Genomic DNA, 25200 nt, shown 5'->3' on the forward strand with positions numbered 1-25200 from the left:
TTCACGTGAAACACCCATGCCGGGCGATCCGGCAGCTATCCGAAGATGCCCCCGTCATTGCCTCGTGAGTTGCCGGCTTCCTCCGACTCCGTGGCGGACGACGTGGGGGATTCGCTGGCGTCGTCATCGCCCTCGTCGCCCGTCTCGGTACCGCCGTCCGACCCCTCCTCGCAGCCCCAGTCCCAGGCTCCGCAGGTTTCGCTGGTGGTGGGCGACGGCGAGGTCTCTTCCTGCGTCTCCGATTGCGTCGGGGTCGGCGAGGGGCTCTCCGACTCCGCCTCCTCGGTCTCCGTGGCCGAGGCGGTGGCCGACGGGGAAGGTTCGTCGTTGACGACCTCGCCGATGGCCTCCGGCTTGGGGAACTTCACCGCCGGCTCGCCCTTGAGCGCGTCCTCCATGTAGTCCTTGAAGATCTCGGACGGGAAGGAGGCACCGTGGATCTCCTCCTGGCCACCCGTCCCGTACATCTCCAGGAACTGACGGTTCTTGACGCTCTCGTCGTCCGGGTAGCGGAACATGCTGATCGCGGTGGAGAGCTGCGGGGTGTAGCCGACGAACCAGGCCGACTTGTTGCCGTCGGTCGTACCGGTCTTGCCCGCGACCTCCCGGCCTCGCAGCTGGGCATTGGTACCCGTGCCCTTCTCCACCACGGTCTTCAGGACGTCAGTGACGTTGTCCGCGACCTTGGCGGTGAACGCCTGCTTGGTCTCGACCTTGTGCGTGTAGATCGTGCCGTCCTTGTCCGTCACCTTCGTCACGGAGAAGGGGTCACGCTGCTTGCCGCTGGCCGAGAACGTGGCATAGGAGCCTGCCATCCGGATCGCGCTCGGGTCGGAGATACCGATGGAGAACGAGGGGAACGTGGTGCCGGCCAGGCTGTCCTCCAGAAGGCCGGCCTTGATCGCGGAGTCCTTCACCTTGTCCAGGCCGACGTCCATGCCGAGCTGGACGAAGGCGGAGTTGATCGACTCCCGCATCGCCTCGCGAAGGTCGATCATGAAGTCCGGCGCCTCACCAGCGGTGGCGTCGGCACCGCCGTCATTGGTCTGCAGCCACTCCTCGCCCTTCTCGTTCTGCCAGACGCTCCCGTCGTAGTTCTTGACCTTCCACTTGTTCTTGCCGCTGTACAAACTCTTCGGCGAGACCACCGTGCGCTCGTCCTCCGACTGCACCTCGCCGAGGTCCGGATCACGGACGCCGTACGTCATCGCGGCGGCGAGCACGAACGGCTTGAACGTCGAACCGACCTGGGCACCGGTCACATCGGCGTTGTTGGTGAAGTGCGTGGTCGCGTCCTGACCGCCGTAGATGGCCTCGATGGCACCGGTCTCAGGATTGACGGAGGCACCGCCGAACTGGACGTCGGTGTCCTTGTCGGGGCGCTTCTTCGGGTCGATGTTCTCCTTGTAGACCTTGGTGACCGCCTTCTCGAGCTCCTCGACCTTCTTCTTGTCGAAGGTCGTGTAGATCGAGTACCCGCCCTGTTCGAGCTGGTTGGTGGTGACCACGTCGTTCTTGACCAGCGACGCCTTGGCCAGGTCGACCAGGTAACCGATCTGCCCGCTCAGCTGGGTGTTCGATCGCGGGTTCTCCCACTTGGGGAGTTCGGTGTACTTGGCGCGTTCCGTCGCGCTCAGGTGCTCGTACTCGACCATCTTGTCGAGGGTGTCCTGCATCTGCAGCAGGGCCCGCTTCTGGTTGGCCTTCGGCGTGGCGGCCGAGTCGATGGACGTCGCTCCGGCCGGGTCGTAGTAGGTCGCGCCCTTCAGCATCGCCGAGAGGAAGGCGCACTCCCCGGGGTTCAGGTCCTCGGAGTCCTTGTCGAAGTACGCCCGTGACGCCGCCTGGATGCCCCAGGCGCCGCGGCCGTAGTAAGCGGAGTTGAGGTAGCCCGCGAGGATCTCGTCCTTGCCGAGCTTGCTGCCCACCTTGATCGAGACGAAGATCTCCTTCACCTTGCGGGAGATCGTCTGCGACTGGTCGTCCAGCATGGCGTTCTTGACGTACTGCTGGGTGATGGTCGAGCCGCCCTGGGTGTCGCCGCCCATCGCCATGTTGTACACGGCGCGCGCGATGCCCTTGGGGTCGATGCCGCTGTCGTCGTAGAAGGTCTTGTTCTCCTGCGAGATCACGGCGTTCTGCATCGCCTTGGGGATCCGCGAGAGGTCGACGATCTGCCGGTTGCGCTCACCGCCGGTGGAGACCATCTGGGTGCCGTCGGCCCAGTAGTAGACGTTGTTCTGCGCCGTCGCGGTCTTCGCCTCGTCGGGGATGCCCACCATCGCGTACGCGATGCCCGCCGCGGCGACCATGGCGCCGAAGAACCCGACGCACAGGCCGGAGACCAGCTTCCAGGACGGCACCCAGCGGCGCCAGCCGTACTTGTCGAAGCGCGGATAGTCGATGATCCGCTTCTTGCCTGGCGCAGGCGCCCGGCCGCGCCCCGGCGGGCCCGCGCGCCGTCCGCCGCGGCCCGGTTCGGCCGCTCGGCGACGGCCACCACCGCTGCGCTGGGCCGCACGGCGGGCCTCGGCGCGACTCCCGTACTGTTCCTCACCCCCCGGCGCGTGCGAGCCGGACGGAGACTCTGTGGCGCCTCGCGGTGCCGCACGGCGGCCGGAGGACGAACCGGACTGGCCGCGTCGGGCCGCGGCACGTCCGCCTCCCTGCGGCTGCGGCGGTTTGCGACGGTGCTCGCTCATCGAACGACTACTCCTCGGGCAGGCGCACCATTGCGCGCCTGGCAACGGCGGCTGGTTTCCGGTCCCCCCGAAGTACGGATGCGGCCCCTGCCGTATTCACCCGTACTGCACCAGGGACAGGGACGCCCCCGGGCATCACTCGGTTCCCGGTGGTCTGCATGGCGCACAGACTACGCACCAGCGAAACCCCCGAGCTTCGAAGTTCACCTCAAATCAGGCAACTTGCTTTCCATGAATCAACGATGTGATCCCGTTCACGGGTTTCCCTCTTGTCGCACACGAGAGGCCGTTCTATCGTCTGGATGTATCGAGTCGATACATCAGCTCGGCATAAGGACCCAGGCGACCAAGGGGAGGCGACGATGAGCCGGCGTTCCGGCATCCTTGAGTTCGCCGTCCTCGGCCTGCTCCGCGAGTCCCCGATGCACGGCTATGAGCTGCGTAAACGGCTCAACACGTCACTGGGTGTGTTCCGGGCCTTCAGCTACGGAACGCTGTATCCCTGTCTCAAGACGCTGGTCGCCAACGGCTGGTTGATAGAGGAACCGGGGAACACCCCCGAGGCCACCGCCCCTCTGGCGGGACGCCGAGCCAAGATCGTCTACCGGTTGACGGCAGAAGGTAAGGAGCACTTCGAGCAGCTCCTCTCGCAGACGGGTCCCGACGCGTACGAGGACGAGACCTTCGCCGCCCGCTTCGCCTTCTTCGGACAGACGTCGCGTGACGTACGCATGCGCGTACTGGAAGGGCGCCGCAGCCGGCTGGAGGAGCGCCTGGAGAAGATGCGCGCTTCGCTGGCGCGCACCCGGGAGCGTCTGGACGACTACACGCTGGAGCTCCAGCGCCACGGCATGGAGTCCGTGGAGCGCGAGGTGCGCTGGCTGAACGAGCTCATCGAGAGCGAGCGGGCGGGACGGGACCTGCGCGGTTCCGGCCCCGAGGGGTCCGCTCGACAGGACACCACACATGGAGCGCCGGGCGGTCTGCCCCGGTCCGGGGACGACCCGCGACCGGATACGCCCGACGACACCGCCACGTGAGCGCCCGGCCAGGGCCTCACTCGTACACACAGGGAGCAACCGGAATGGGTTCGGTTCGCGTAGCCATCGTCGGTGTGGGCAACTGCGCCGCATCGCTGGTGCAGGGCGTCGAGTACTACAAGGACGCCGACCCGGCGGCCAAGGTCCCCGGCCTGATGCACGTCCAGTTCGGCGACTATCACGTCAGCGACATCGAGTTCGTCGCCGCCTTCGACGTGGACGCCAAGAAGGTCGGCCTGGACCTCGCGGACGCCATCGGCGCCTCCGAGAACAACACCATCAAGATCTGCGACGTGCCGAACACCGGCGTGCAGGTCCAGCGCGGCCACACCCTCGACGGTCTCGGCAAGTACTACCGCCAGACCATCGAGGAGTCCGCCGAGGAGCCGGTCGACATCGTCCAGGTCCTCAAGGACAAGCAGGTCGACGTCCTGGTCTGCTACCTGCCCGTCGGCTCCGAGGACGCGGCGAAGTACTACGCCCAGTGCGCCATCGACGCCAAGGTCGCCTTCGTCAACGCCCTCCCGGTCTTCATCGCCGGCACCAAGGAGTGGGCGGACAAGTTCACCGAGGCCGGTGTCCCGATCGTCGGCGACGACATCAAGTCGCAGGTCGGTGCCACCATCACGCACCGCGTCATGGCGAAGCTGTTCGAGGACCGGGGCGTCGTCCTGGACCGCACGATGCAGCTGAACGTCGGCGGCAACATGGACTTCAAGAACATGCTCGAGCGCGAGCGCCTGGAGTCCAAGAAGATCTCCAAGACGCAGGCCGTCACCTCCCAGATCCCCGACCGGGACCTCGGCGCGGACAACGTCCACATCGGCCCGTCCGACTACGTGGCCTGGCTGGACGACCGCAAGTGGGCCTACGTCCGCCTGGAGGGCCGTGCCTTCGGTGACGTCCCGCTGAACCTGGAGTACAAGCTCGAGGTCTGGGACTCCCCGAACTCGGCCGGCGTGATCATCGACGCCCTGCGCGCCGCGAAGATCGCCAAGGACCGCGGCATCGGCGGCCCGATCCTGTCGGCGTCGAGCTACTTCATGAAGTCCCCGCCGGTCCAGTACTTCGACGACGAGGCCCGCGCCAACGTCGAGAAGTTCATCGCGGGCGAGGTCGAGCGCTAGACCGCTCCGATCGCGAACGGAGGAGGGCCCCCGAGGCAGTACGCCCGGGGGCCCTCCCCGTATGTGAGGCTGTGCCCCATGGCCGTCGTCCGTGACCTGCGCGTCCTGCTGCGTCTGAAGGGGTTCAGGCGCCTGCTCGCCGTGCGCCTGCTCTCCCAGGGAGCCGACGGCGTCTACCAGGTCGGACTCGCCACCTACGTCGTCTTCTCCCCGGAGAAGCAGACCTCGCCGGCCGCGGTGGCCTCCGCCATGGCGGTGCTGCTGCTCCCGTACTCGCTGGTCGGACCCTTCGCCGGCGTCCTGCTCGACCGCTGGCGCCGACGCCAGGTCTTCCTCTTCGGCAACCTGCTGCGTGCCCTGATGGCCTCGGTGACGGCCCTGCTGATGATCGCCTCGGTCCCGGACTGGCTCTTCTACGTCTCCGCCCTGTGCGTCACCGCCGTCAACCGCTTCGTCCTGGCCGGACTCTCCGCCGCGCTGCCCCGGGTGGTCGACGCCGACCGCCTGGTGATCGCCAACTCGCTCTCCCCGACCGCCGGCACCCTGGCGGCGACGGCGGGCGGCGGTCTCGCCTTCGTCGTCCGCATCGTGATCGCCGACACCGACGCCGCGGTGGTGGTGCTGGGAGCCGTGCTCTACCTGTGCGGCGCCCTGGCCTCACTGCGCATGGCGGCGGACCTGCTGGGACCCGACCGGGCACTGATCCGGCCCCGGCTGGCCACCGCCCTCACCGGCACCGCACGCGACCTGATGGCGGGGGTCCGGCACCTCGCCGCGCCGGTCCGCCGGGAGGCCGCCTGGTCGCTGGCCGCCATGACGCTGATGCGGTTCTGCTACGGCGCCCTGCTGGTGATGCTGCTGATGCTGTGCCGGTACGCCCTGACCTCAGGAACGGACGAAGGCCTCGCCCTGCTGGGACTGGCGCTGGGCGTCTCGGGCGCCGGCTTCTTCGCGGCGGCGGTCCTCACCCCCTGGACGGCGGGCCGGCTCGGCCCCGGCCGCTGGATGGCCCTGTGCGCCACGGCCGCCGCGGTCCTGGTGCCCGCCCTCGGCCTTCCGTTCGCCACCGCGCCCTTGATCGCCTCCGCGTTCGTCCTGGGGCTCATCACCCAGGGCTCGAAGATCGCGACCGACACCATCGTGCAGTCCTCGGTCGAGGACGCCTTCCGGGGCCGGATCTTCTCCGTCTACGACGTGCTGTTCAACGTCGCCTTCGTCGGCGCAGCCGGGGTCGCCGCCCTCATGCTGCCGCCGGACGGCCGCTCGGTACCGCTCGTCGTGACCGTGTCCCTGGTCTACGCGGTGGTCGCGGCGGCCATGGTCCGCCCCGTACGCCGGTAGCCGGTAGCCGGTATCGGCGTACGGGGGCGGTGTTTCACGTGAAACACCGCGTGAAACACCGCCCCTCCCCATCTGTGAAACGGCGGCATGTTTCACGTGAAACATGCTCCCGCTCATTCTTGCTGGCGGGCCCACCACTCCCGGAGCGCCGCGACCGCCGCCTCGTGCTCCATCGGCCCGTTCTCCAGCCTCAGCTCCAGCAGGTGCTTGTACGCCTGCCCGACAGCGGGGCCGGGGCGGATACCGAGGATCTGCATGATCTCGTTGCCGTCGAGGTCCGGGCGGATCGAGTCCAGCTCCTCCTGCTCCTGGAGCTGCGCGATCCGCTCCTCCAGGCCGTCGTACGCACGCGACAGCGCGGTCGCCTTGCGCTTGTTGCGGGTCGTGCAGTCGGACCGGGTCAGCTTGTGCAGACGGTCGAGCAGCGGTCCCGCGTCCCGGACGTACCGGCGCACCGCGGAGTCGGTCCACTCCCCGGTGCCGTACCCGTGGAACCGCAGATGCAGCTCGACCAGCCGCGAGACGTCCTTCACCAGCTCGTTGGAGTACTTCAGCGCCAGCATGCGCTTCTTCGTCATCTTGGCCCCGACCACCTCGTGGTGGTGGAACGAGACCCGCCCGTCCTTCTCGAAGCGGCGGGTGCGGGGCTTGCCGATGTCGTGCAGCAGCGCGGCCAGCCGGAGGGTCAGGTCGGGGCCGTCCTGCTCCAGGGCCATCGCCTGCTCCAGCACGATCAGCGAGTGCTCGTAGACGTCCTTGTGGCGGTGGTGCTCGTCGCTCTCCAGGCGCAGGGCGGGAAGCTCGGGCAGAACGTACTCGGCCAGGCCGGTCTCGACCAGGAGCGTCAGCCCCTTGCGCGGGTGCGCGGACAGGATCAGCTTGTTCAGCTCGTCCCGGACCCGCTCGGCCGAGACGATCTCGATACGCCCGGCCATCTCCTTCATCGCCTTGACGACCTCGGGGGCCACCTCGAAGTCGAGCTGCGCGGCGAAACGCGCGGCCCGCAGCATCCGGAGCGGGTCGTCGGAGAAGGACGCCTCGGGCGTTCCCGGCGTACGCAGCACCCGGGCCGCGAGGTCGTCCCGTCCGTGGTGCGGGTCGATGAACTCCTTCTCGGGCAGTGCGACGGCCATCGCGTTGACGGTGAAGTCCCGCCGGACGAGGTCCTCCTCGATGGAGTCGCCGTAGGACACCTCGGGCTTGCGCGAGGTGCGGTCGTAGGCCTCCGACCGGTAGGTGGTCACCTCGATCTGAAGGCTTCGGTCAGCGTCTCCGACGCGGGCATCCTTCTGCGCGCCGACGGTTCCGAAGGCGATCCCGATCTCCCAGACGGCGTCCGCCCAGGGACGGATGATCTTTAGGACCTCCTCGGGACGGGCGTCGGTGGTGAAGTCCAGGTCGTTGCCGAGCCGCCCGAGCAACGCGTCGCGCACTGAGCCACCGACCAGGGCGAGGGAGAACCCGGCCTCCTGGAAACGGCGGGCGAGATCGTCGGCGACCGGCGAGACGCGCAGCAGTTCGCTCACCGCGCGGTGCTGCGCCTGACTCAGGGCACTGGGGTTGACTTCCTTGGCGTTCGGCACAACAGAAAAGGGTACGTGCCCCGAGCGGAGGCGAGCGCACCACTTGTTCGGACGCTCCCCTTTATACGGGCATATACGCGGCGGCCCGGTCTCGTACTCGTTCCCGCCGGCGGCCCCGAGCCCGATCTTGTGGGCCACTCCGCGGCACTTCCCCTCAGCGGGCATCGTTACCATGCGTGGACGCACATCCGACGACCACTGACGACGACGAGGGACGGGCGAGCGCGTGGCCGAGGCGGCAGACTTCCAGGGGACCCATCCCTCACCTGCCCGCCGCTGGGTACGGCGCACCGTGGCGCTGGTCGCCTCCGCACCGCTGCTGGCAGGCCTCGTACAGGTGTCGGCCGCCGGTCCGGCCCAGGCGGGGGAGCAGACCGGCGCCCGGACCGCGGCCGGGTCGGACGGGGTCTCCGTGACCGTCGACTCGCTCACCCCCGCCGCCCCCACGGACGGCGACACCGTCACGGTGTCGGGCACGGTGACCAACAACGGCAAGCAGGCGGTCACCGACGCCCAGGTCGGTCTGCGGGTGGGCGAGCAGCTCGGCACCCGGTCCGCCATCGACACGGTCGCCAAGAACAGCGACGACCTCGACGCCTCGCTCGGCACGCAGATCGACGACAAGTACGCGGAGGAGTACGCCAAGCTCACTCCGGGGGTCGCCGAGCACTTCAACATCTCGGTCCCGGTCGACGCGCTGGACCTCGGTGAGGACGGCGTCTACGAGTTCGCCGTGACGCTCTCCGGGCAGACCTCCGCGCAGCCCTGGGAACGGCTTCTCGGCGTGCAGCGGACCTTCCTGCCGTGGCAGCCGGGCGAGGCCGGCACCAAGACGCGGACGACGTTCCTGTGGCCGTTGGTCTCCACCGCGCACGTGGCCGCGGAGACGGGGTCGAACGAGCAGCAGACCCCGGTCTTCCTCAATGACGACCTGGCCAAGGAGATCTCCCCCGGCGGCCGCCTGAACCAGATGGTGACGCTCGGCAAGGAACTCGACGTGACCTGGGTCGTCGACCCCGACCTGCTGGCCTCCGTCGACGCGATGACCCGCAGTTACGAGGTCCGGGACGCGGACGGCAACACCTCGGCCGGCACGCACCAGGCCGTCGCCAAGCAGTGGCTCGCCGACCTCCAGAAGGCGGTGGCGGACAAGGAGGTCGTCGCGCTGCCCTTCGCCGACCCCGACCTGGCCTCCCTCGCGCACAACGGCACGGACTTCACCGGCTCGCTGAGCCAGCTGAAGGAGGCCACCGACGTCGTCGCCAACACGGTGGAGCCGATCCTCCACGTGAAACCGACCACCGACTTCGCCTGGCCGGTGGAGGGCGCGGTCGACCCGTCGATCGTCAAGGTCGCCACCTCCGCCGGGGCCGACAAGGTGATCGCCCGCAGCGACAGCCTCCAGGAGGGCAGCGGCCTGTCGTACACGCCCTCCGCGGCCCGGCCCATCGGGGGCGGTACGACGGCGGTCGTCGCGGACGCCCGCCTGTCCACGGCGTTCGAGGGCGACCTGACCAAGGCGTCCACCTCCACGGCGGCCGTCCAGCGGTTCCTCGCGCAGAGCCTGTCCCTCGACCTGCAGACCGGGAAGCAGCGCAGCATCGTCGTCGCCCCCCAGCGCACGCCGACCGGCAGCCAGGCCCGGGCGATGGCCGAGGCCCTGACCGCCCTGCAGGACGGCAACTGGTCCGAGTCCCAGGACCTGTCCGACGCCGCCTCGGCCAAACCGGACCCGGGCGCCACGACGAAGGTGCCGTCGCGTTCCTCGTACCCCTCCTCGCTGCGCAAGCAGGAGCTGGCGTACTCGGTGTTCGAGCAGATCGCCCGGACGCAGGACAAGCTGGACCACTTCAAGGCCGTCCTGTCGGACCAGTCCCGGGTGGTGACCCCCTTCGGACGGGCCATGAACCGGGAGATGTCCACGTCCTGGCGTGGCCGCGCCTCCGAAGGACAGACCTTCCGCAACGGCGTGGAGACCTACCTCGACGGGCTGACCGGCCAGGTCCGGCTGATCGACAAGTCGGAGACCAAGCTGTCCGGGCGCAGCGCCACGATCCCCGTGACCGTCCAGAACAACCTCGTCCAGGACGCCGACCACCTGGTGCTCCGGCTCACCTCGACCAACCCGACGCGTCTGAAGATCGGCGGTGAGGCCTACCAGGAGCAGCCCGTCTCGGTCTCCGGCGGGCACAGCCAGTCGGTGAAGTTCACCACGTCCGCCAACGCCAACGGGCGGGCGACGGTGATCGCCCAGCTGTACACGGCGGACGGCCGCAAGTACGGCGCACCCGTGACGTTCGACGTGAAGGTCACCGAGATCACGGCCACCGTGATGCTGGTCATCGGCGGCGGCGTCCTCCTCCTCGTCCTCGCCGGCTACCGCATGTACCAGCAGCGCAAGCGTGCCGCCGCCCGCAGCGCGGCCGACGAGGGCCCCGACGCCGGGGAGGACGGCAGGGACGGCGCGGACGGTCCCGAGAACCCGGAAGGGCCCGCCGGCCGTCTCACCGAGCAGTCCGGGGCAGACTCCCGGACAGGCGACCCGGAGCAGCCGAGTGACCCCGGAGCGGACACCGCAGCGGAAAGCGCCGACCCGTCCGGGACGGGTGAGAGAGTGGACCGTTGAGATGTCGTGGCCGGTGGGCCCGGGACGATGAGGTGGGGTAACCATGAACGCGCCGTACGACGGTGACCGTGGCCAGGCCGCGGGCAGCTCGGGCTACCCCGAGGGCCCGCCACCCGAGCACGACCGGGCGCCGTCGCAGCCGCCGGCGGACATGTACCTCCAGGACGCCTACGACCAGGACCCCTACCGGGCGCAGGACCTCTCCGCGCAGGACCCGGTCGACGAGGCGCTCTACGACCGCGCCGCGCACCCCCCGCCGCCCCCCGGCACGTATCCGCCGCAGCAGCCGCTCTACGGACCGCCGGCCCAGTCGCCGTACGCCCCGGATCCGCAGGTCTGGGCGCGGCCCCCGGCGCCCGAGCCGGAGGGCCCCACCCAGTACCTGCCGTACGGCGACGATCCGCGGACGACCCAGTTCGTGGGCGTGGACGACCTCGTCACCCAGGCCGGCGAGCAGCGCCACGAGCCGGACGCCTTCGCCCATCTCTTCCGTGACCAGCAGCAGGGCGGCGGCCACCCGTCGTACCAGGGCAACCCCTCGGTGCCGGGCCCGTCGCCCGCGCCGCACCAGCAGGGGACCGCACCCGGCCCGTACGGCCAGTACGCTGCCACCCCGCAGGGCCAGTACGGAGCGGCCCCGGCACCCGGCCCGTACGGCGCGGAGCCGCCGGCCCAGAGCCAGTACCCGGCCCCTCAGCCCGGCCCGTCCCAGTACCCGGCTCCCCAGCCCGGCCAGAGCCAGCACGCGGCGCCCCCGCCCGGGCAGTACCTGACCGCGCCCCCGCCGGCCGCCGAGACCCCCGCACAGGGGACCGACGCGGTGCCGCCGCCGGCCGCCGCCGTCCCGGCCAAGAAGGGCGGTCGTGCGGCGGGCCTGCTGAAGTCGAGTGCCGTGATGGCGGCGGGCACGATGGTCTCCCGCCTCACCGGCTTCATCCGCTCCGCGCTGATCGTCTCCGCCCTCGGCGTCGGTCTGCTCGGTGACACCTTCCAGGTCGCCTACCAGCTGCCGACGATGATCTACATCCTCACCGTCGGCGGCGGACTCAACTCCGTCTTCGTGCCGCAGCTCGTCCGCGCGATGAAGGAGGACGAGGACGGTGGCGAGGCCTTCGCCAACCGGCTGCTGACCCTGGTCATGGTGGCGCTCGGCGCGCTCACCGTGCTGTCGGTCCTCGGAGCGCCGATCCTCATCCGCCTGCTGTCCGACCCGGTCGCCAGCGACCCGGCGGCCAACCAGGTCGGCATCACCTTCGTCCAGTACTTTCTGCCCTCGATCTTCTTCATGGGCGTCCACGTGGTGATGGGGCAGATCCTCAACGCCCGCGGCAAGTTCGGCGCGATGATGTGGACCCCGGTCCTGAACAACATCGTCATCATCGTGACGCTCGGCATGTTCATCTGGGTGTACGGCACCGCCGCCGACTCCGGGATGAAGGTCACCAGCATCCCGGAGGAGGGGCAGCGGCTCCTCGGCGTCGGCATCCTGCTCGGACTGGTCGTGCAGGCGCTGGCGATGATCCCGTACCTGCGCGAGACCGGCTTCCGGATGCGGCTGCGCTTCGACTGGAAGGGCCACGGCCTCGGCAAGGCAGTCACGCTCGCCAAGTGGACCTTCCTGTTCGTCCTCGCCAACCAGGCCGGCGCGATCGTCGTCTCCCAGCTGTCCACCGCCGCGGGCAAGGTCTCGCCCGTGGACGGCACCGGCTTCGCCGCCTATGCCAACGCCCAGCTGATCTGGGGTCTGCCGCAGGCCATCATCACCGTCTCCCTGATGGCCGCGCTGCTGCCCCGCCTCTCACGCTCCGCCGCCGAGGACGACGCCGGGGCCGTCCGCGACGACATCTCCCAGGGGCTGCGCACGACGGCCGTCGCGATCGTGCCGATCGCCTTCGGCTTCGTCGCGCTCGGCATCCCGATGTGCACCCTGATCTTCGGCTCCTCCGGCACCAGCGAAGCCACCAACATGGGCTACATGCTGATGGCCTTCGCCCTCGGCCTGATCCCGTACTCCGTGCAGTACGTGGTCCTGCGCGCCTTCTACGCCTACGAGGACACCCGGACCCCCTTCTACAACACGGTCATCGTGGCGGCGGTCAACGCCGGCGCCTCGGCCGTCTGTTACTTCGTGATCCCGGCGCGCTGGGCCGTGGTCGGCATGGCCGCCGCCTACGGACTGGCCTACGCCATCGGTGTCGGCATCGCCTGGCGCCGGCTGCGCAAGCGGCTCGGCGGGGACCTGGACGGCTCCCGTGTGCTGCGGACCTACGCCCGGCTGGCCATCGCCTCGGTCCCGGCCGCCCTGCTCAGCGGCGCGGCCTGCTACGGCATCGGCCACACGCTCGGCCAAGGCGTCGTGGGCTCCTTCGCCGCTCTCCTGGCCGGCGGCGCGGTGCTGCTCGGCGTCTTCTACCTCGCCGCCCGCCGGATGCGGATCGAAGAGCTCAACTCGCTGGTCGGTATGGTCCGCGGACGCCTGGGACGCTGAGACAGGGGGTAGGCGCACAACCATCGTTCACCGCCGTGTGTCGTGCATAGCGGCGGTCTGTGGGCACAATTGGTTTCGGCGTCGGACGGCGCGCAACGGGTGTCCGGCGCGCAATGAATGGGGAGGCAGGGACGACGGTGGCGGAACGGAGCACAGCTGCCGTCGACGTGGCAGACAACAGCGACGACGAGTCGCTGACCGCGGAGGCGGACCAGTCCACGGCCGACGGGGTGGCCAACAACCGGGAGCGGGACACGGACAGCGACGAGGCACAGGCGAGCGCCGGCACCAACGAGTCCGGGAAGGCATCGCCTCCCGAACTGCACAGCGGTCACAAACTCGCCAGACGCTACCGCCTCGAGGAATGCGTCACCCGTCTGGACGGCTTCAGCAGTTGGCGTGCCGTGGACGAGAAACTCCGCCGCGCCGTCGGCGTCCACGTCCTGCCGGCGGAGCACAGCCGCGCCCGGTCCGTGCTGGCCGCCGCCCGCTCCTCCGCGCTGCTGGGCGACCCCCGCTTCGTGCAGGTGCTGGACGCCGTCGAGGACAACGACCTCGTCTACGTCGTCCACGAGTGGCTCCCCGACGCCACCGAACTGACCGCACTCCTCGCCGCCGGCCCGCTGGAGCCGTACGACGCCTACCAGATGGTCACCCAGATCGCGTCCGCCATGGCCGCCGCCCACCGTGAGGGACTTGCCCACCTCCGCCTCAACCCCAACGCCGTGCTGCGCACGTCGACCGGGCAGTGGCGCATCCGGGGGCTGGCCGTGAACGCGGCGCTGCGCGGCATCACCTCCGACTCCCCGCAGCGCACCGACACGGAGGCCATCGGCGCCCTGCTCTACGCGTCCCTCACGCAGCGCTGGCCGTACGAGGACGACGCCTACGGGCTCTCCGGGCTGCCCAAGGACCTCGGTCTGATCCCGCCCGACCAGGTGCGCGCCGGTGTCCACCGGGGGCTGTCGGAGCTGGCCATGCGGGCACTCGCCAACGACGGCGCCACCGCGTCCCGCCACGAGTCCCCGTGCACCACGCCGGAGGAGCTGGTGAAGGCGATCGGCGAGATGCCCCGCATCCGCCCGCCGGAGCCGGCCTTCACGACACCGCCCGAGTACCAGCGCACGGCCTATCAGCAGGGCTCGTACGGCCGTGGCCGCCCAGCCCCGCATCCCGGCGTCACGCAGTCGGCGCCGACCCCGCCGCCCCCGCTGCAGAGCCGCACCGGCAAGGCCCTGAAGTGGGGCGTCTCCGCTCTGCTCATCGCCGCCCTGGGCCTCGGCAGCTGGCAGCTGGCCGACGCCCTGATGCACCGGGGCGGCACCTCCGACGACCAGAACCAGACGCAGACGACGGACGACAACGACAAGGGTGCGTCGAGCAAGCCGGAATCCGGCAAGCCGATCACCATCAGCGGCGCCCGTGACTTCGACCCCTTCGGCTCCGACCAGTCCGAGAAGCCGTCCGAGATAGGGAACGTCTACGACGGTGACACCTCGACGTACTGGCAGACGGACCACTACTACAGCAGCGACTTCGGCCGGCTGAAGTCCGGCGTCGGCGTCATCCTCGACCTCGGCAAGGCGCAGCAGGTCGGAAAGGTGACCGTCACCTTCGTCGGCAGCACCTCGGTCGAACTGCGCAGCGCGAGCGCGGACGCCGGCTCCGAGCCGACCTCCTTCGACGCCTACTCCAAGGTGGCCGACGGCAAGGGGACGACCGTGGAGCTCAAGCCCGACAAGACCCTCAAGAGCCGCTACCTTCTGGTGTGGCTCACCGACCTGCCGATGCAGTCGAACGGGGAGTGGCGCGGCAGGCTGGCGGACATCAAGGTGACCAGCTGAGTCGTCTGCCATGACGGAGGGGGTCCGATGACAGATGGCACCGGGTACGCCGACACCGACGACCACGACCTCCTCGCCCGCCATGTGGGGGGCGACCCCGACGCCTTCGGTGAGCTCGTCCGGCGGCACCGGGACCGGCTCTGGGCGGTCGCCCTGCGCACCCTGGGGGACCGTGAGGAAGCCGCTGACGCCGTGCAGGACGCCCTCGTCTCCGCGTACCGTGCCGCCCACTCCTTCCGCGGACAGTCGGCCGTCACGACCTGGCTGCACCGCATCACGGTGAACGCGTGTCTGGACCGCGCCCGCAAGGCGGCCTCCAGGAAGACCGCCCCGGTCGACGACACCGAGCGCCTGGAACAGTTGCTGGAGCCGCACGAGTCGGCGTCCGCTCCCGCCGAGCGCAACGATCTGCACCGGCAACTCGTGGAGGCCCTGGGCACCCTCCCGCCGGACCAGCGGGCCGCCCTGGTCCTGGTCGACATGCAGGGCTACCCCGTAGCCGAAGCCGCCCGCATCCTCGACGTACCGACCGGCACGGTGAAGAGCCGGTGCGCCCGCGGCAGAGCCAGACTCCTGCCGCTGCTCACTCATCTGCGCCCGGACAGCGGCGGCGGCGAGAGTGAACCGGGCGCGGGACGGAACCGGACCCGGGGGACGCCCGTCCCACCCACAGCGGGGCCGAGCGATTCAGCCGCAGTGAAGGGCGGAGGTGGACGAGCGTGACGTCGTCGACGACAGACATGGCCCGGCATCCGGACGTCGCGGAGATCTCCGACCTCGCCGAAGGCCTGCTCCCGCCGGCCCAGACCGCGGACGTACGGCGTCACCTGGACGCCTGCGAGCTGTGTGCGGACGTCTACGCGTCGCTGGAGGAGATCCAGGGCCTGCTCGGCACACTGCCGGGTCCGCCGCGGATGCCGGACGACGTCGCCGGCCGCATCGACGCCGCGCTCGCCGCCGAAGCCCTGCTGGCCGCTACGGCGCCCGAGCCGACGCACCCGGACGCACACGGCGCCCCTGTTCCCCTTTCCGAGGGGAGTGAGGACCGCTCGCGTGTTTCACGTGAAACATCGGTCGCCGTGGACCGTCCCGCAGGCCGTGCCGCCACCTCCACCACCGGTCCGGGACGCAAGAAGCGCACCCGGGACGGGCGGCGCAGGATCGCCGCCCTCGGGGCCGTGTTCGCGGTGGCCGCCCTGGGGCTCGGCTCCGTGATCGTGTCCTCTCTCGACAGCGGCGACGCGCCCGGGGACGCCGGACAGCCGTCCGCCCTCGCGGACACCTTCTCCGAGGGGAAGCTGGGGCCGAAGGTCGCCGATCTCCTGGCGGACGACCAGCCGGGGCAGAGCACCGAGACGTCCTCGGCGCAGAGCTTCCGCGCGGAGTCCGAGACCGGCGCCGAGAACCGCGTCTTCACCCAGCCCGCCGTGCCGTCGTGCATCCGCCAGGGCATCGGCCGCGAGGACGCGGCGCTGGCCACGGAGGAGGGCATCTACCAGGGCCATGAAGTGCTGCTGGTCATCCTTCCGGACGCCGCCGACGCCGGTCAGGTCACGGCCTATCTCGTGGAGACGGCCTGTGTCGCCCAGCCCTCGCTCGGAGCAGGCGAGGTACTACTCGAAAGCTCCTACCCGCGGCCCTGACGACCGACGCCCCGTGTCCGTCCCGGCCGTCTGCCGCCCCTGCCCGGTCCCACGCCTCATGCGGCCGCCCCTGAGCCGCGCGTGCCGCCTCCGCAGTGTGCCCGGACACAGCGGGAATGCGCGCCCCGTAGGATCCGTTGGGTGGGGTGAGAGCTCTGAGAAACGCTTTCACCGGTCATGAAGACGCAGTCCAGAGACGAGGAAACAAGCCGTGAGCGACGTCCGTAACGTGATCATCATCGGATCCGGGCCTGCCGGCTACACGGCGGCGCTCTACACCGCGCGCGCGTCGCTGAAGCCGCTGGTGTTCGAAGGTGCCGTCACCGCCGGTGGTGCGCTCATGAACACCACCGAGGTGGAGAACTTCCCCGGCTTCCAGGACGGCATCATGGGTCCCGAGCTCATGGACAACATGCGCGCCCAGGCGGAGCGCTTCGGCGCCGAACTCGTCCCCGACGACATCGTGTCCGTCGACCTGACCGGTGAGATCAAGACCGTCACGGACACCGCGGGCACGGTCCACCGGGCCAAGGCCGTCATCGTCACCACCGGCTCGCAGCACCGCAAGCTCGGCCTGCCCAACGAGGACGCCCTGTCCGGCCGCGGCGTCTCGTGGTGCGCCACCTGCGACGGCTTCTTCTTCAAGGACCACGACATCGCCGTGATCGGCGGCGGTGACACCGCGATGGAGGAGGCCACCTTCCTCTCGCGCTTCGCCAAGTCCGTGACGATCGTCCACCGTCGCGACACCCTGCGTGCCTCCAAGGCCATGCAGGAGCGTGCCTTCGCCGACCCGAAGATCAAGTTCGTCTGGGACAGCGAGGTCGCCGAGATCCAGGGCGACCCGAAGCTGTCGGGGCTGAAGCTGCGCAACCTCAAGACCGGCGAGCTTTCCGACCTGGCCGTGACCGGCCTGTTCATCGCGATCGGCCATGACCCGCGCACCGAGCTCTTCAAGGGCCAGCTCGACCTGGACGAGGAGGGCTACCTGAAGGTCGACGCGCCCTCCACCCGGACCAATGTGACCGGTGTCTTCGCCGCCGGTGACGTGGTCGACCACACCTACCGCCAGGCGATCACCGCGGCGGGCACGGGCTGCTCCGCCGCCCTCGACGCCGAGCGCTTCCTCGCTGCCCTGTCCGACGAGGACAAGGCCGAGCCCGAGAAGACCACTGTCTGACCCTCATCCCCACGCACCAACCAGTTAAGGAGCCCGCCGTGGCCGGCACCCTGAAGCATGTGACCGACGCTTCCTTCGAAGAGGATGTTCTCAAGAGCGACAAGCCCGTCCTAGTGGACTTCTGGGCCGCCTGGTGCGGCCCGTGCCGCCAGATCGCGCCGTCCCTCGAAGCGATCGCCGCCGAGTACGGTGAAAAGATCGAGATCGTCAAGCTGAACATCGACGAGAACCCGGGTACGGCCGCCAAGTACGGCGTCATGTCCATCCCGACCCTCAACGTGTACCAGGGCGGCGAGGTCGCCAAGACCATCGTCGGTGCCAAGCCGAAGGCCGCGATCGTCCGCGACCTGGAGGAGTTCATCACGGCTGCGAAGTGACGTTTCACGTGAAACACGAGTGGGCCGACCCTTCGGAAGGGTCGGCCCACTCGTGTTTCACAGCGGTCTGAGCGCCGGCTCCTTCTGCACCGCGCCGAGCAGCCGGTCGAGCGCCATCTCCACGTCCTCCTTCCAGGACAACGTGGACCGCAACTCCAGCCGGAGCCGGGGATGGCTGGGGTGGTGCCGTACGGTCTTGAACCCCACGGCCAGCAGATGGTCGGCCGGCAGCACACACGAGGGCTGCTTCCAGTGGGCGTCCCCGAAGGCCTCGATCGCCTTGAAGCCCCGTCGCAGGAGATCCTTGGCCACCGTCTGGACCATCACCCGGCCCAGCCCCTGCCCCTGGTACCCCGGCACGATGAACGCCGTCATCAGCTGCACCGCGTCCGGTGAGACAGGGCTCGTGGGGAACGCCGCGGAGCGCGGTACATAGGCGGGAGGGGCGTAGAGGACGAAGCCGACCGGTACGTCGTCGACGTAGACGACCCGGCCGCAGGACCCCCAGTCCAGCAGAACGGCGGAGATCCAGGCTTCCTTCTCCGGAGCGGCTGTGCCCGCCTTTACCGCGGCCTCCCCGCTGACGGGGTCGAGCTCCCAGAAGACGCACGAGCGACAGCTCTGGGGGAGGTCCTCAAGGTTGTCCAGCGTGAGCGGTACGAGCCGGCGCCCCATGAAAGCTGTTCCTCGCTTCCTTCGCCCTGCGCTTCCAGAGCGGCTGTCAGAGCACTCCGCTCCTTGAGCAGACTGCCGATGAACCCACCGATCGCTCCCAGCCCCAGCCCTGCGCTCACCAACCCGGTGCGGCTCGTCGTTCGCATGGCTCTGCCTCGCTCTCAGAGGTAACCGCCAGGTGAAACCGCCCTGCCTGATCGCATCGTATCCACGATGCGATTGCCCCGATACCGGTGTAAAGCAAAGAGCGGACCGCGTTCCGGCACACACCGGACACGGCCCGCCCTCCCGCCTAGACGGAGCACCTGACCAGGTACTCCGCCGTCGGGACTCAGGAATCGTCCTCTTCCGTCTCGCCCTCCACGAGGCTCTTCTGCAGCACCGAGCCTTCGCCCGGGGCCAGCGTGTCGAGGATGCGGCCCAGATCGTCCATCGAGGCGAACTCGACGGTGATCTTTCCCCTCTCCCGACCCAGGTCCACCTTCACCCGGGTTTCGAAGCGGTCCGAGAGCCGGGTGGCGAGATCGGACAGGGCCGGGGAGACACGGGCTCCCGCCCTGGGTCCCTTGGACCGGGGAGCCTTCTGCGGCCGGGACCCCATCAGGGTCACGATCTCCTCGACCGCCCGCACGGAAAGCCCTTCGGCCACGATCCGGTGCGCCAGCCGGTCCTGCTCCTCCGAGTCCTCCACCGAGAGCAGCGCCCGGGCATGGCCCGCGGAGAGGACCCCGGCCGCCACCCTCTTCTGCACGGACGACGAGAGCTTCAGCAACCGCAGTGTGTTGGAGACCTGCGGACGGGACCGGCCGATCCGGTCCGCCAACTGGTCGTGCGTGCAGTTGAAGTCCTTCAGCAACTGGTCGTAGGCCGCGGCCTCTTCCAGCGGGTTCAGCTGAGCGCGGTGCAGGTTCTCCAGCAGCGCGTCCAGGAGGAGCTTGTCGTCCTCCGTGGCCCGCACGATCGCCGGAATGGCCTCCAGACCGGCTTCCCGGCAGGCCCGCCAGCGCCGCTCGCCCATGATCAGCTCGTAGTGCTCGGCGTCCAGCTGTCGGACGACGACCGGCTGAAGCAGACCGACCTCCTTGATGGAGGTGACCAGCTCGGCGAGCGCGTCCTCGTCGAAGATCTCGCGCGGCTGCCGCGGATTCGGCTTGATGAAGTCCAGCGGAATCTCGGCGAAGTGAGCCCCCATGGGGGACACCAGTGTCTCCACCGCGCCAGAAGCCGACAGCTCCTCTGCTTCAGGCGACGTTTCACGTGAAACAGGCGGCAGTGTGGTCACCCTCGCCGCCGCCACACCGCGGTCGGTCGTCAGCCCGGGAACACCCGTGGGAGCCGCCGGAGCAGCAGTCCCCAAGGCGGCCGATGCCACCGGCTTCTCCGTCGAAGCCGGCGGAATCAGCGCAGCCAGACCTCGGCCCAACCCCCTCCGTCGCTCGTTCACTGGATCCCCTCCACCGTGCTCGGATCGTTCTGGGCACCGATGTGAGCCTGGCTCGCGTCGTAGCCGACGCCCACGCCCCTCAGTGCGATCTCTCGTGCCGCCTCAAGATAGGACAGAGCACCGCTCGACCCCGGATCGTAGGTCAGCACCGTCTGCCCGTAGCTCGGCGCCTCGGAGATACGGACCGAGCGAGGAATGCTCGTCCGTAGCACCTCGTCACCGAAGTGACTGCGCACCTCGTCCGCGACCTGGGACGCCAGTCGCGTCCGGCCGTCGTACATCGTGAGCAGAATGGTCGACACATGGAGCGCGGGGTTGAGGTGGCCCCGCACCAGGTCGACGTTACGCAACAGCTGTCCCAGCCCCTCCAGCGCGTAGTACTCGCACTGGATCGGGATCAGCACCTCCTGGCCCGCGACCATCGCGTTCACCGTCAGCAGGCCGAGAGAGGGCGGGCAGTCGATCAGGATGTAGTCCAGAGGCTGCTCGTACGCCTGGATGGCTCGCTCGAGACGGCTCTCACGGGCGACCAGGGACACCAGCTCGATCTCCGCACCAGCGAGGTCGATCGTGGCCGGCGCGCAGAACAGACCCTCGACGTCGGGGACAGGCTGGACAACCTCGGACAGGGGCTTGCTGTCGATCAGCACGTCATAGATCGACGGGACTTCGGCGTGGTGGTCGATGCCCAGAGCGGTGGAGGCATTTCCCTGGGGGTCGAGGTCGATCACCAGGACCCGGGCACCGTGCAGGGCCAGCGAGGCGGCGAGATTGACGGTCGTCGTCGTCTTGCCCACCCCGCCCTTCTGGTTGGCGACCACGATGACGCGGGTCTGCTCAGGCCGTGGCAGACCCTCACCGGCGCGCCCCAGAGCCTCTACCGCTAGTTGGGCCGCGCGACCGATCGGAGTGTCGTCCATCGGCGGCGGTGTTTCACGTGAAACATCCGCCCCCATGGACTCGGCACGGGGACCGGGGACCGGGTCGGTCATCGGGCCCGCGATATTGGCGTCGGACCGCAAGGATTCACTCTCCTCGACTTCAGGCTCGCAATGAACAGAGCCTCCCATGCCTTCGGGGTCGCGAACCAGTGAGGCCTGTTGTTCTGTGGAGAAATCCACCTCTGTGGACAACTCCGTGCCCCTCACGAGTGGCGGAGCGCCCTCAGCGGAGCCTCCACCGGAGGAGCCTCCACCGAAGAAACCTCCACCCGAGGAGTCTCCGCCAGAGGCGTTTCTGCGAGAGAAGTCCCTTCCCTCTGCGAAAGCTCCCTCATCGAGTGAGCCGAGAGGCTTGCGGTCGCGGGGTTCGGCCGCAGCGCGGCCGCGACTGATGATGCCGTGCAGCAGTGAGCGACGTTTCACGTGAAACACGATGCACAGCGGCCGAAGCCGAACTGCCGCGACACTCCGGCCCGGCGCTATCCACGACGCCGACGGGTCCGTCCGGTGCGGGCAGCCTTGGCCCGTTTGGCCGCGAACCGCACACCGCCCGGACTCTCCCCGACCTCCACCCGCACCACCGTGGACCGGGGCTCCACCACGCCTTCCCCCACATGCAGGATCGACGTCTCCACGGCCCCGAGCTTGCTCAGCGCCGTCGCGGCGCTCTTCAACTCCTCCTCGGCCGTGTCGCCCTTGAGCGCCAGCATCTCTCCGTACGGCCGCAGCAGCGGAACCCCCCAGGTGGCCAGCCGGTCCAGCGGCGCCACGGCACGGGCCGTCACCACATGGACGGGCGGCAGCTTCCCCATGACTTCTTCGGCCCGGCCCCGCACGACGGTCACGTGGTCCAGGCCCAGAAGTTCCACGACCTCGGTCAGGAAGTTGGTGCGCCGCAGCAGCGGCTCGAGAAGGGTGATCTTCAGGTCGTCCCGGACCAGTGCGAGCGGGATGCCGGGCAGGCCGGCGCCCGAGCCGACATCGCACACCGTCACGCCCGCGGGCACGACCTCGGAGAGCACCGCACAGTTCAGCAGGTGCCGCTCCCACAGCCGGGGCACCTCGCGCGGGCCGATCAGGCCGCGCTGCACACCCGCCTCGGCCAGCAACTCGGCGTAGCGCACCGCATCCGCGTAGCGATCGCCGAACACCTCACGTGCCTGCTCGGGCGCGGGGGGAAGCTCCGCTGCCTCCGTCACGGGGGACCGTCCTTCCGTACCGCGTCGGCGCTTCGCGCGCCGACACCAGAACCATCAGAACTATCAGCCGGAACTACCAGGCTGACAAAGTTCGGCCCCGTCTGCTCAACAGACGGGGCCGAGAGAACGCGGGGACCGATCAGGCGGGCAGTACGACGACGAACCGCTGCGGCTCCTCGCCCTCGGACTCGCTGCGCAGCCCTGCGGCCTTGACCGCGTCGTGCACGACCTTGCGCTCGAACGGGGTCATCGGCTGCATGCGCACCGGCTCACCGCTGCTCTTGGCCTCGGCGGCGGCCTTGGCGCCCAGCTCGGACAGCTCGGCACGCTTGCGGGCCCGGTAGCCGGCGATGTCCAGCATCAGACGGCTGCGATCACCGGTTTCCCGGTGCACGGCCAGGCGGGTCAGCTCCTGGAGCGCTTCCAGGACCTCACCGTCATGACCGACCAGCTTCTGCAGGTCACGGCCGCCCGTGTCACTGATGATCGAGACAGAGGCACGGTCGGCCTCGACATCCATGTCGATGTCGCCGTCGAGGTCGGCGATGTCGAGCAGACCCTCCAGGTAGTCCGCCGCGATCTCACCCTCCTGCTCCAGGCGGGTCAGGGTGTCTGCGCCCTCGGCAGCGGCGGCGATGGTGCCTTCCGTCACGGGATGGACTCCTTCTTACTTCTTCGACGGGGACTTGGGCCGCTGCGGTCCCTTGCGCTGCCCGGACTGGGCCTTGCTGCGGGTACCGGAGCCGGGCTTCTGCGCGGCCTTCTTGGCGGCGGCGGGCTTGGCGTCCTGGGGCTGGTCGGACTTGCTCAGCGACGTCGGCTTCGACGTGGCCGACGCGGAGGAAGTGGACGAGGAGGACGACGAGGACGACGAGGACGACGAGGACGACTCGGCGTCACCGGCGGTCTTCGTCGCACCGGCCTGGCGCTGGGACTTCGACTGCCGCTTGGGCTGCTGGCGCTTGGGGGCGCCCGTGGTCGGCGTACCGTCCTCGGTCTCGGCGGCGGCCGCGGTGTCGCTCTTCACGACGGTGCCGTCGGCCTGGGCCGCGAGGCCGGCCTTGGTCAGGCCGTTGATGAACTTCCGCTCGAACTCGTTGCGGTCCCGCCCCTTGGCGACGATGGCCTTGACGATGGCGCGCTCGCTGCGGCGGCGGACCTTGCCGGTGCCCGAGACGTGCTTGTACAGGCGGTCCAGGTAGGCGGACTGGGCCTTGGAACCCGGCGTCGGGTTGTTGCGGATGACGTACATCTGCTGGCCCATGGTCCACACGTTGGTGGTCAGCCAGTAGACGAGGACACCGACCGGGAAGTTGATGCCGAAGACGGCGAACATGACCGGGAAGACGTACATCAGCATCTTCTGCTGCTGCATGAACGGCGTCTTCACCGTGGTGTCGACGTTCTTCGTCATCAGCTGGCGCTGGGTGAAGAACTGGGACGCCGACATCAGGACGATCATGATGGCGGTGACGACCCGCACATCGGTGATGGAGGACCCGAGGGCGTCCACCTTCGAGGCGCCGTCGGTGAACTTCGCCGCGAGCGGCGCACCGAAGATGTGGGCCTTCTGGGCGCTCTCCAGCAGCCGCTCGTTGATCACGCCGATGGTGTCACCGGTCGCGATGCCGTTGAGCACGTGGTACAGGGCGAAGAAGAACGGGGACTGCGCCAGGATGGGAAGGCACGAGGAGAGCGGGTTGGTGCCCGCGTCCTTGTACAGCTTCATCATCTCTTCGGACTGGCGCTGTTTGTCGTTCTTGTAGCGCTCCTGGATCTTCTTCATCTCGGGCTGCAGGACCTGCATGGCCCGAGTCGACTTGATCTGCTTCACGAAGAGCGGGATCAGACAGATCCGGATCAGCACCACCAGGGACACGATGGAGAGGCCCCAGGCCCATCCCGTGTCGGGTCCGAAGATGGCGCCGTACAAGCTGTGGAACTGGACGATGACCCAGGAGACAGGCGTCGTGATGAATTCGAAGAGGCTGGCAATCGTGTCCACTAATCATGCTCCTTGGGCATGGGACTGGGTCTCTGCGGCCGGGCTCGAAGGACCGGACGGACTCGGCTGAGCAGCCTGTCCTTCGGTGGCCGGTTCGGCGGCGGAGGGCCCGCCCTTGCGTGCCCGCCAGGCGTTCCGCAGCATCTCGTGCCACCGCGGACGCTTGCGCGGCGGAACGTGGTCCACCCCGCCCAGCGACCACGGATTGCACCGCAGGATGCGCCAGGCGGTGAGTGCCGTGCCCTTGACGGCGCCGTGCCGGTCGATGGCCGTATAGCCGTAGTGGGAACACGACGGGTAGTACTTGCAGACCGGCCCCAGCAGAGGACTGATCGTCCACTGGTACAGCTTGATCAGAGCCAGCAGCGGGTACTTCATCGCGCGCCCCCTCCCAGTAGCCGCTGGAGGGCGGCGTCCAGGTCTTGGGCCAGCTGTGCATGGTCGGCGTCACCCGCTCCGGGTAGCGCTCGTACGACTACCAGGCTACCGGGGGGAAACAGATCGACTCGGTCGCGCATCAGATGGCGAAGTCTGCGCTTCACCTTGTTGCGTACGACCGCACCGCCGACGGCTTTGCTGACGACGAAACCCGCACGCGTCGGGGGAGCGCTCTCCCCAGGCGCGTGCGGGTCCGTTGCACCGCTACGAAAATGGACGACGAGGGACGGGCGGCCTGCCCGGCGACCTCGTCGTACCGCGGTCGCGAAATCCTCGCGCCGCCTCAGCCGGTTCTCGGTGGGCAGCACGACGTCATGACCTGATCGGGATCAGGCGGACAGACGGGCGCGACCCTTGCCACGGCGGGACGCGAGAATCGCGCGGCCGGCACGGGTGCGCATACGCAGCCGGAAGCCGTGGGTCTTCGCGCGACGACGGTTGTTCGGCTGGAAGGTGCGCTTGCTCACTCGGGGGCTCCAGAAGAAATCGGTGGTGGCGGGGTGCCGTCCTGGCTGTCACCGTGCGCCCACGAGTAGCTCGCGTTACG

21 protein-coding genes are annotated in these 25200 nt (G+C 69.2%); 10 read left to right on the top strand and 11 right to left on the bottom strand.

Annotated elements, in window-relative coordinates; all coding sequences use genetic code 11:
- Positions 1-35 precede the first annotated feature (35 nt).
- A complete protein-coding gene (locus tag ACIQR3_RS15935; protein WP_403538827.1) occupies positions 36-2702 on the bottom strand; it encodes a transglycosylase domain-containing protein in 2667 nt (888 codons plus the stop codon).
- 362 nt (positions 2703-3064) lie between these two features.
- On the opposite strand from ACIQR3_RS15935, the gene ACIQR3_RS15940 reads away from it, so the two are divergent.
- The 3 genes from ACIQR3_RS15940 to ACIQR3_RS15950 all read left to right on the top strand — a co-directional run bounded on the left by ACIQR3_RS15940 (position 3065) and on the right by ACIQR3_RS15950 (position 6210).
- Complete coding sequence (locus tag ACIQR3_RS15940) at positions 3065-3742, top strand: helix-turn-helix transcriptional regulator (RefSeq protein WP_403538829.1); 678 nt, start codon at positions 3065-3067, stop codon at positions 3740-3742.
- A gap of 44 nt (positions 3743-3786) precedes the next feature.
- Positions 3787-4869 carry an inositol-3-phosphate synthase gene (locus ACIQR3_RS15945; protein ID WP_403538832.1) on the top strand — a complete coding sequence of 361 codons (1083 nt, stop codon included), beginning with the start codon at positions 3787-3789 and terminating at the stop codon, positions 4867-4869.
- A 78-nt stretch (positions 4870-4947) separates the two neighbouring features.
- The gene (locus ACIQR3_RS15950) at positions 4948-6210 is read left to right on the top strand and encodes an MFS transporter (RefSeq protein ID WP_403538834.1); all 1263 of its coding nucleotides are present in this window, start codon (positions 4948-4950) and stop codon (positions 6208-6210) included.
- Positions 6211-6323: 113 nt separating this feature from the next.
- Here ACIQR3_RS15950 and ACIQR3_RS15955 read toward each other — a convergent pair whose 3' ends face one another.
- Positions 6324-7793: a CCA tRNA nucleotidyltransferase gene (locus tag ACIQR3_RS15955; protein ID WP_403538836.1), complete on the bottom strand. Its 1470-nt coding sequence runs from the start codon at positions 7791-7793 to the stop codon at positions 6324-6326.
- 226 nt (positions 7794-8019) lie between these two features.
- On the opposite strand from ACIQR3_RS15955, the gene ACIQR3_RS15960 reads away from it, so the two are divergent.
- The 7 genes from ACIQR3_RS15960 (at position 8020) to trxA (ending at position 17951) form a co-directional block, all read left to right on the top strand.
- A complete protein-coding gene (locus ACIQR3_RS15960; RefSeq protein ID WP_403538838.1) occupies positions 8020-10419 on the top strand; it encodes a DUF6049 family protein in 2400 nt (799 codons plus the stop codon).
- A gap of 43 nt (positions 10420-10462) precedes the next feature.
- Positions 10463-12907, top strand: coding sequence for a murein biosynthesis integral membrane protein MurJ (murJ, locus tag ACIQR3_RS15965; protein ID WP_403538841.1), 2445 nt, complete (start codon positions 10463-10465; stop codon positions 12905-12907).
- A gap of 137 nt (positions 12908-13044) precedes the next feature.
- Positions 13045-14751, top strand: coding sequence for a serine/threonine protein kinase (locus ACIQR3_RS15970; RefSeq protein ID WP_403538843.1), 1707 nt, complete (start codon positions 13045-13047; stop codon positions 14749-14751).
- Positions 14752-14778: 27 nt separating this feature from the next.
- Complete coding sequence (gene sigM / locus ACIQR3_RS15975) at positions 14779-15474, top strand: RNA polymerase sigma factor SigM (RefSeq protein ID WP_403538847.1); 696 nt, start codon at positions 14779-14781, stop codon at positions 15472-15474.
- Positions 15475-15491: 17 nt separating this feature from the next.
- Entirely contained in the window at positions 15492-16394 is a 903-nt protein-coding gene (locus ACIQR3_RS15980; RefSeq protein WP_403539275.1) for an anti-sigma factor family protein, read from the top strand.
- A 211-nt stretch (positions 16395-16605) separates the two neighbouring features.
- Positions 16606-17574 carry a thioredoxin-disulfide reductase gene (gene trxB, locus ACIQR3_RS15985; protein ID WP_403538850.1) on the top strand — a complete coding sequence of 323 codons (969 nt, stop codon included), beginning with the start codon at positions 16606-16608 and terminating at the stop codon, positions 17572-17574.
- A gap of 38 nt (positions 17575-17612) precedes the next feature.
- A complete protein-coding gene (gene trxA, locus ACIQR3_RS15990; RefSeq protein WP_403538852.1) occupies positions 17613-17951 on the top strand; it encodes a thioredoxin in 339 nt (112 codons plus the stop codon).
- A 57-nt stretch (positions 17952-18008) separates the two neighbouring features.
- Here trxA and ACIQR3_RS15995 read toward each other — a convergent pair whose 3' ends face one another.
- The 9 genes from ACIQR3_RS15995 to rpmH all read right to left on the bottom strand — a co-directional run bounded on the left by ACIQR3_RS15995 (position 18009) and on the right by rpmH (position 25120).
- Positions 18009-18626, bottom strand: coding sequence for a GNAT family N-acetyltransferase (locus ACIQR3_RS15995; protein ID WP_403538854.1), 618 nt, complete (start codon positions 18624-18626; stop codon positions 18009-18011).
- 331 nt (positions 18627-18957) lie between these two features.
- Positions 18958-20070, bottom strand: a complete 1113-nt coding sequence (locus ACIQR3_RS16000) for a ParB/RepB/Spo0J family partition protein (RefSeq protein ID WP_403538856.1) — start codon at positions 20068-20070, stop codon at positions 18958-18960.
- Positions 20067-21140: a ParA family protein gene (locus ACIQR3_RS16005; RefSeq protein WP_403539277.1), complete on the bottom strand. Its 1074-nt coding sequence runs from the start codon at positions 21138-21140 to the stop codon at positions 20067-20069. The genes ACIQR3_RS16000 and ACIQR3_RS16005 overlap by 4 nt, the downstream gene beginning before the upstream one ends.
- Before the next feature lie 350 nt (positions 21141-21490).
- On the bottom strand, positions 21491-22210 hold the full coding sequence (gene rsmG, locus ACIQR3_RS16010) for a 16S rRNA (guanine(527)-N(7))-methyltransferase RsmG (RefSeq protein WP_403538858.1): 720 nt from the start codon (positions 22208-22210) through the stop codon (positions 21491-21493).
- A gap of 139 nt (positions 22211-22349) precedes the next feature.
- Entirely contained in the window at positions 22350-22862 is a 513-nt protein-coding gene (locus ACIQR3_RS16015) for a R3H domain-containing nucleic acid-binding protein (protein ID WP_215170433.1), read from the bottom strand.
- Between the two features lie 15 nt (positions 22863-22877).
- A complete protein-coding gene (gene yidC / locus ACIQR3_RS16020; protein WP_403538861.1) occupies positions 22878-24215 on the bottom strand; it encodes a membrane protein insertase YidC in 1338 nt (445 codons plus the stop codon).
- Between the two features lie 3 nt (positions 24216-24218).
- Entirely contained in the window at positions 24219-24593 is a 375-nt protein-coding gene (yidD, locus tag ACIQR3_RS16025) for a membrane protein insertion efficiency factor YidD (RefSeq protein ID WP_215170429.1), read from the bottom strand.
- Complete coding sequence (gene rnpA, locus ACIQR3_RS16030; protein WP_403538864.1) at positions 24590-24961, bottom strand: ribonuclease P protein component; 372 nt, start codon at positions 24959-24961, stop codon at positions 24590-24592. Before rnpA ends, yidD begins: the two co-directional genes overlap by 4 nt.
- A gap of 21 nt (positions 24962-24982) precedes the next feature.
- Positions 24983-25120: a 50S ribosomal protein L34 gene (gene rpmH / locus ACIQR3_RS16035; protein WP_003949374.1), complete on the bottom strand. Its 138-nt coding sequence runs from the start codon at positions 25118-25120 to the stop codon at positions 24983-24985.
- Positions 25121-25200 lie beyond the last annotated feature (80 nt).

The sequence above is a fragment of the Streptomyces sp. NPDC090994 genome (genome assembly GCF_044768905.1).
GTDB lineage: Bacteria > Actinomycetota > Actinomycetes > Streptomycetales > Streptomycetaceae > Streptomyces.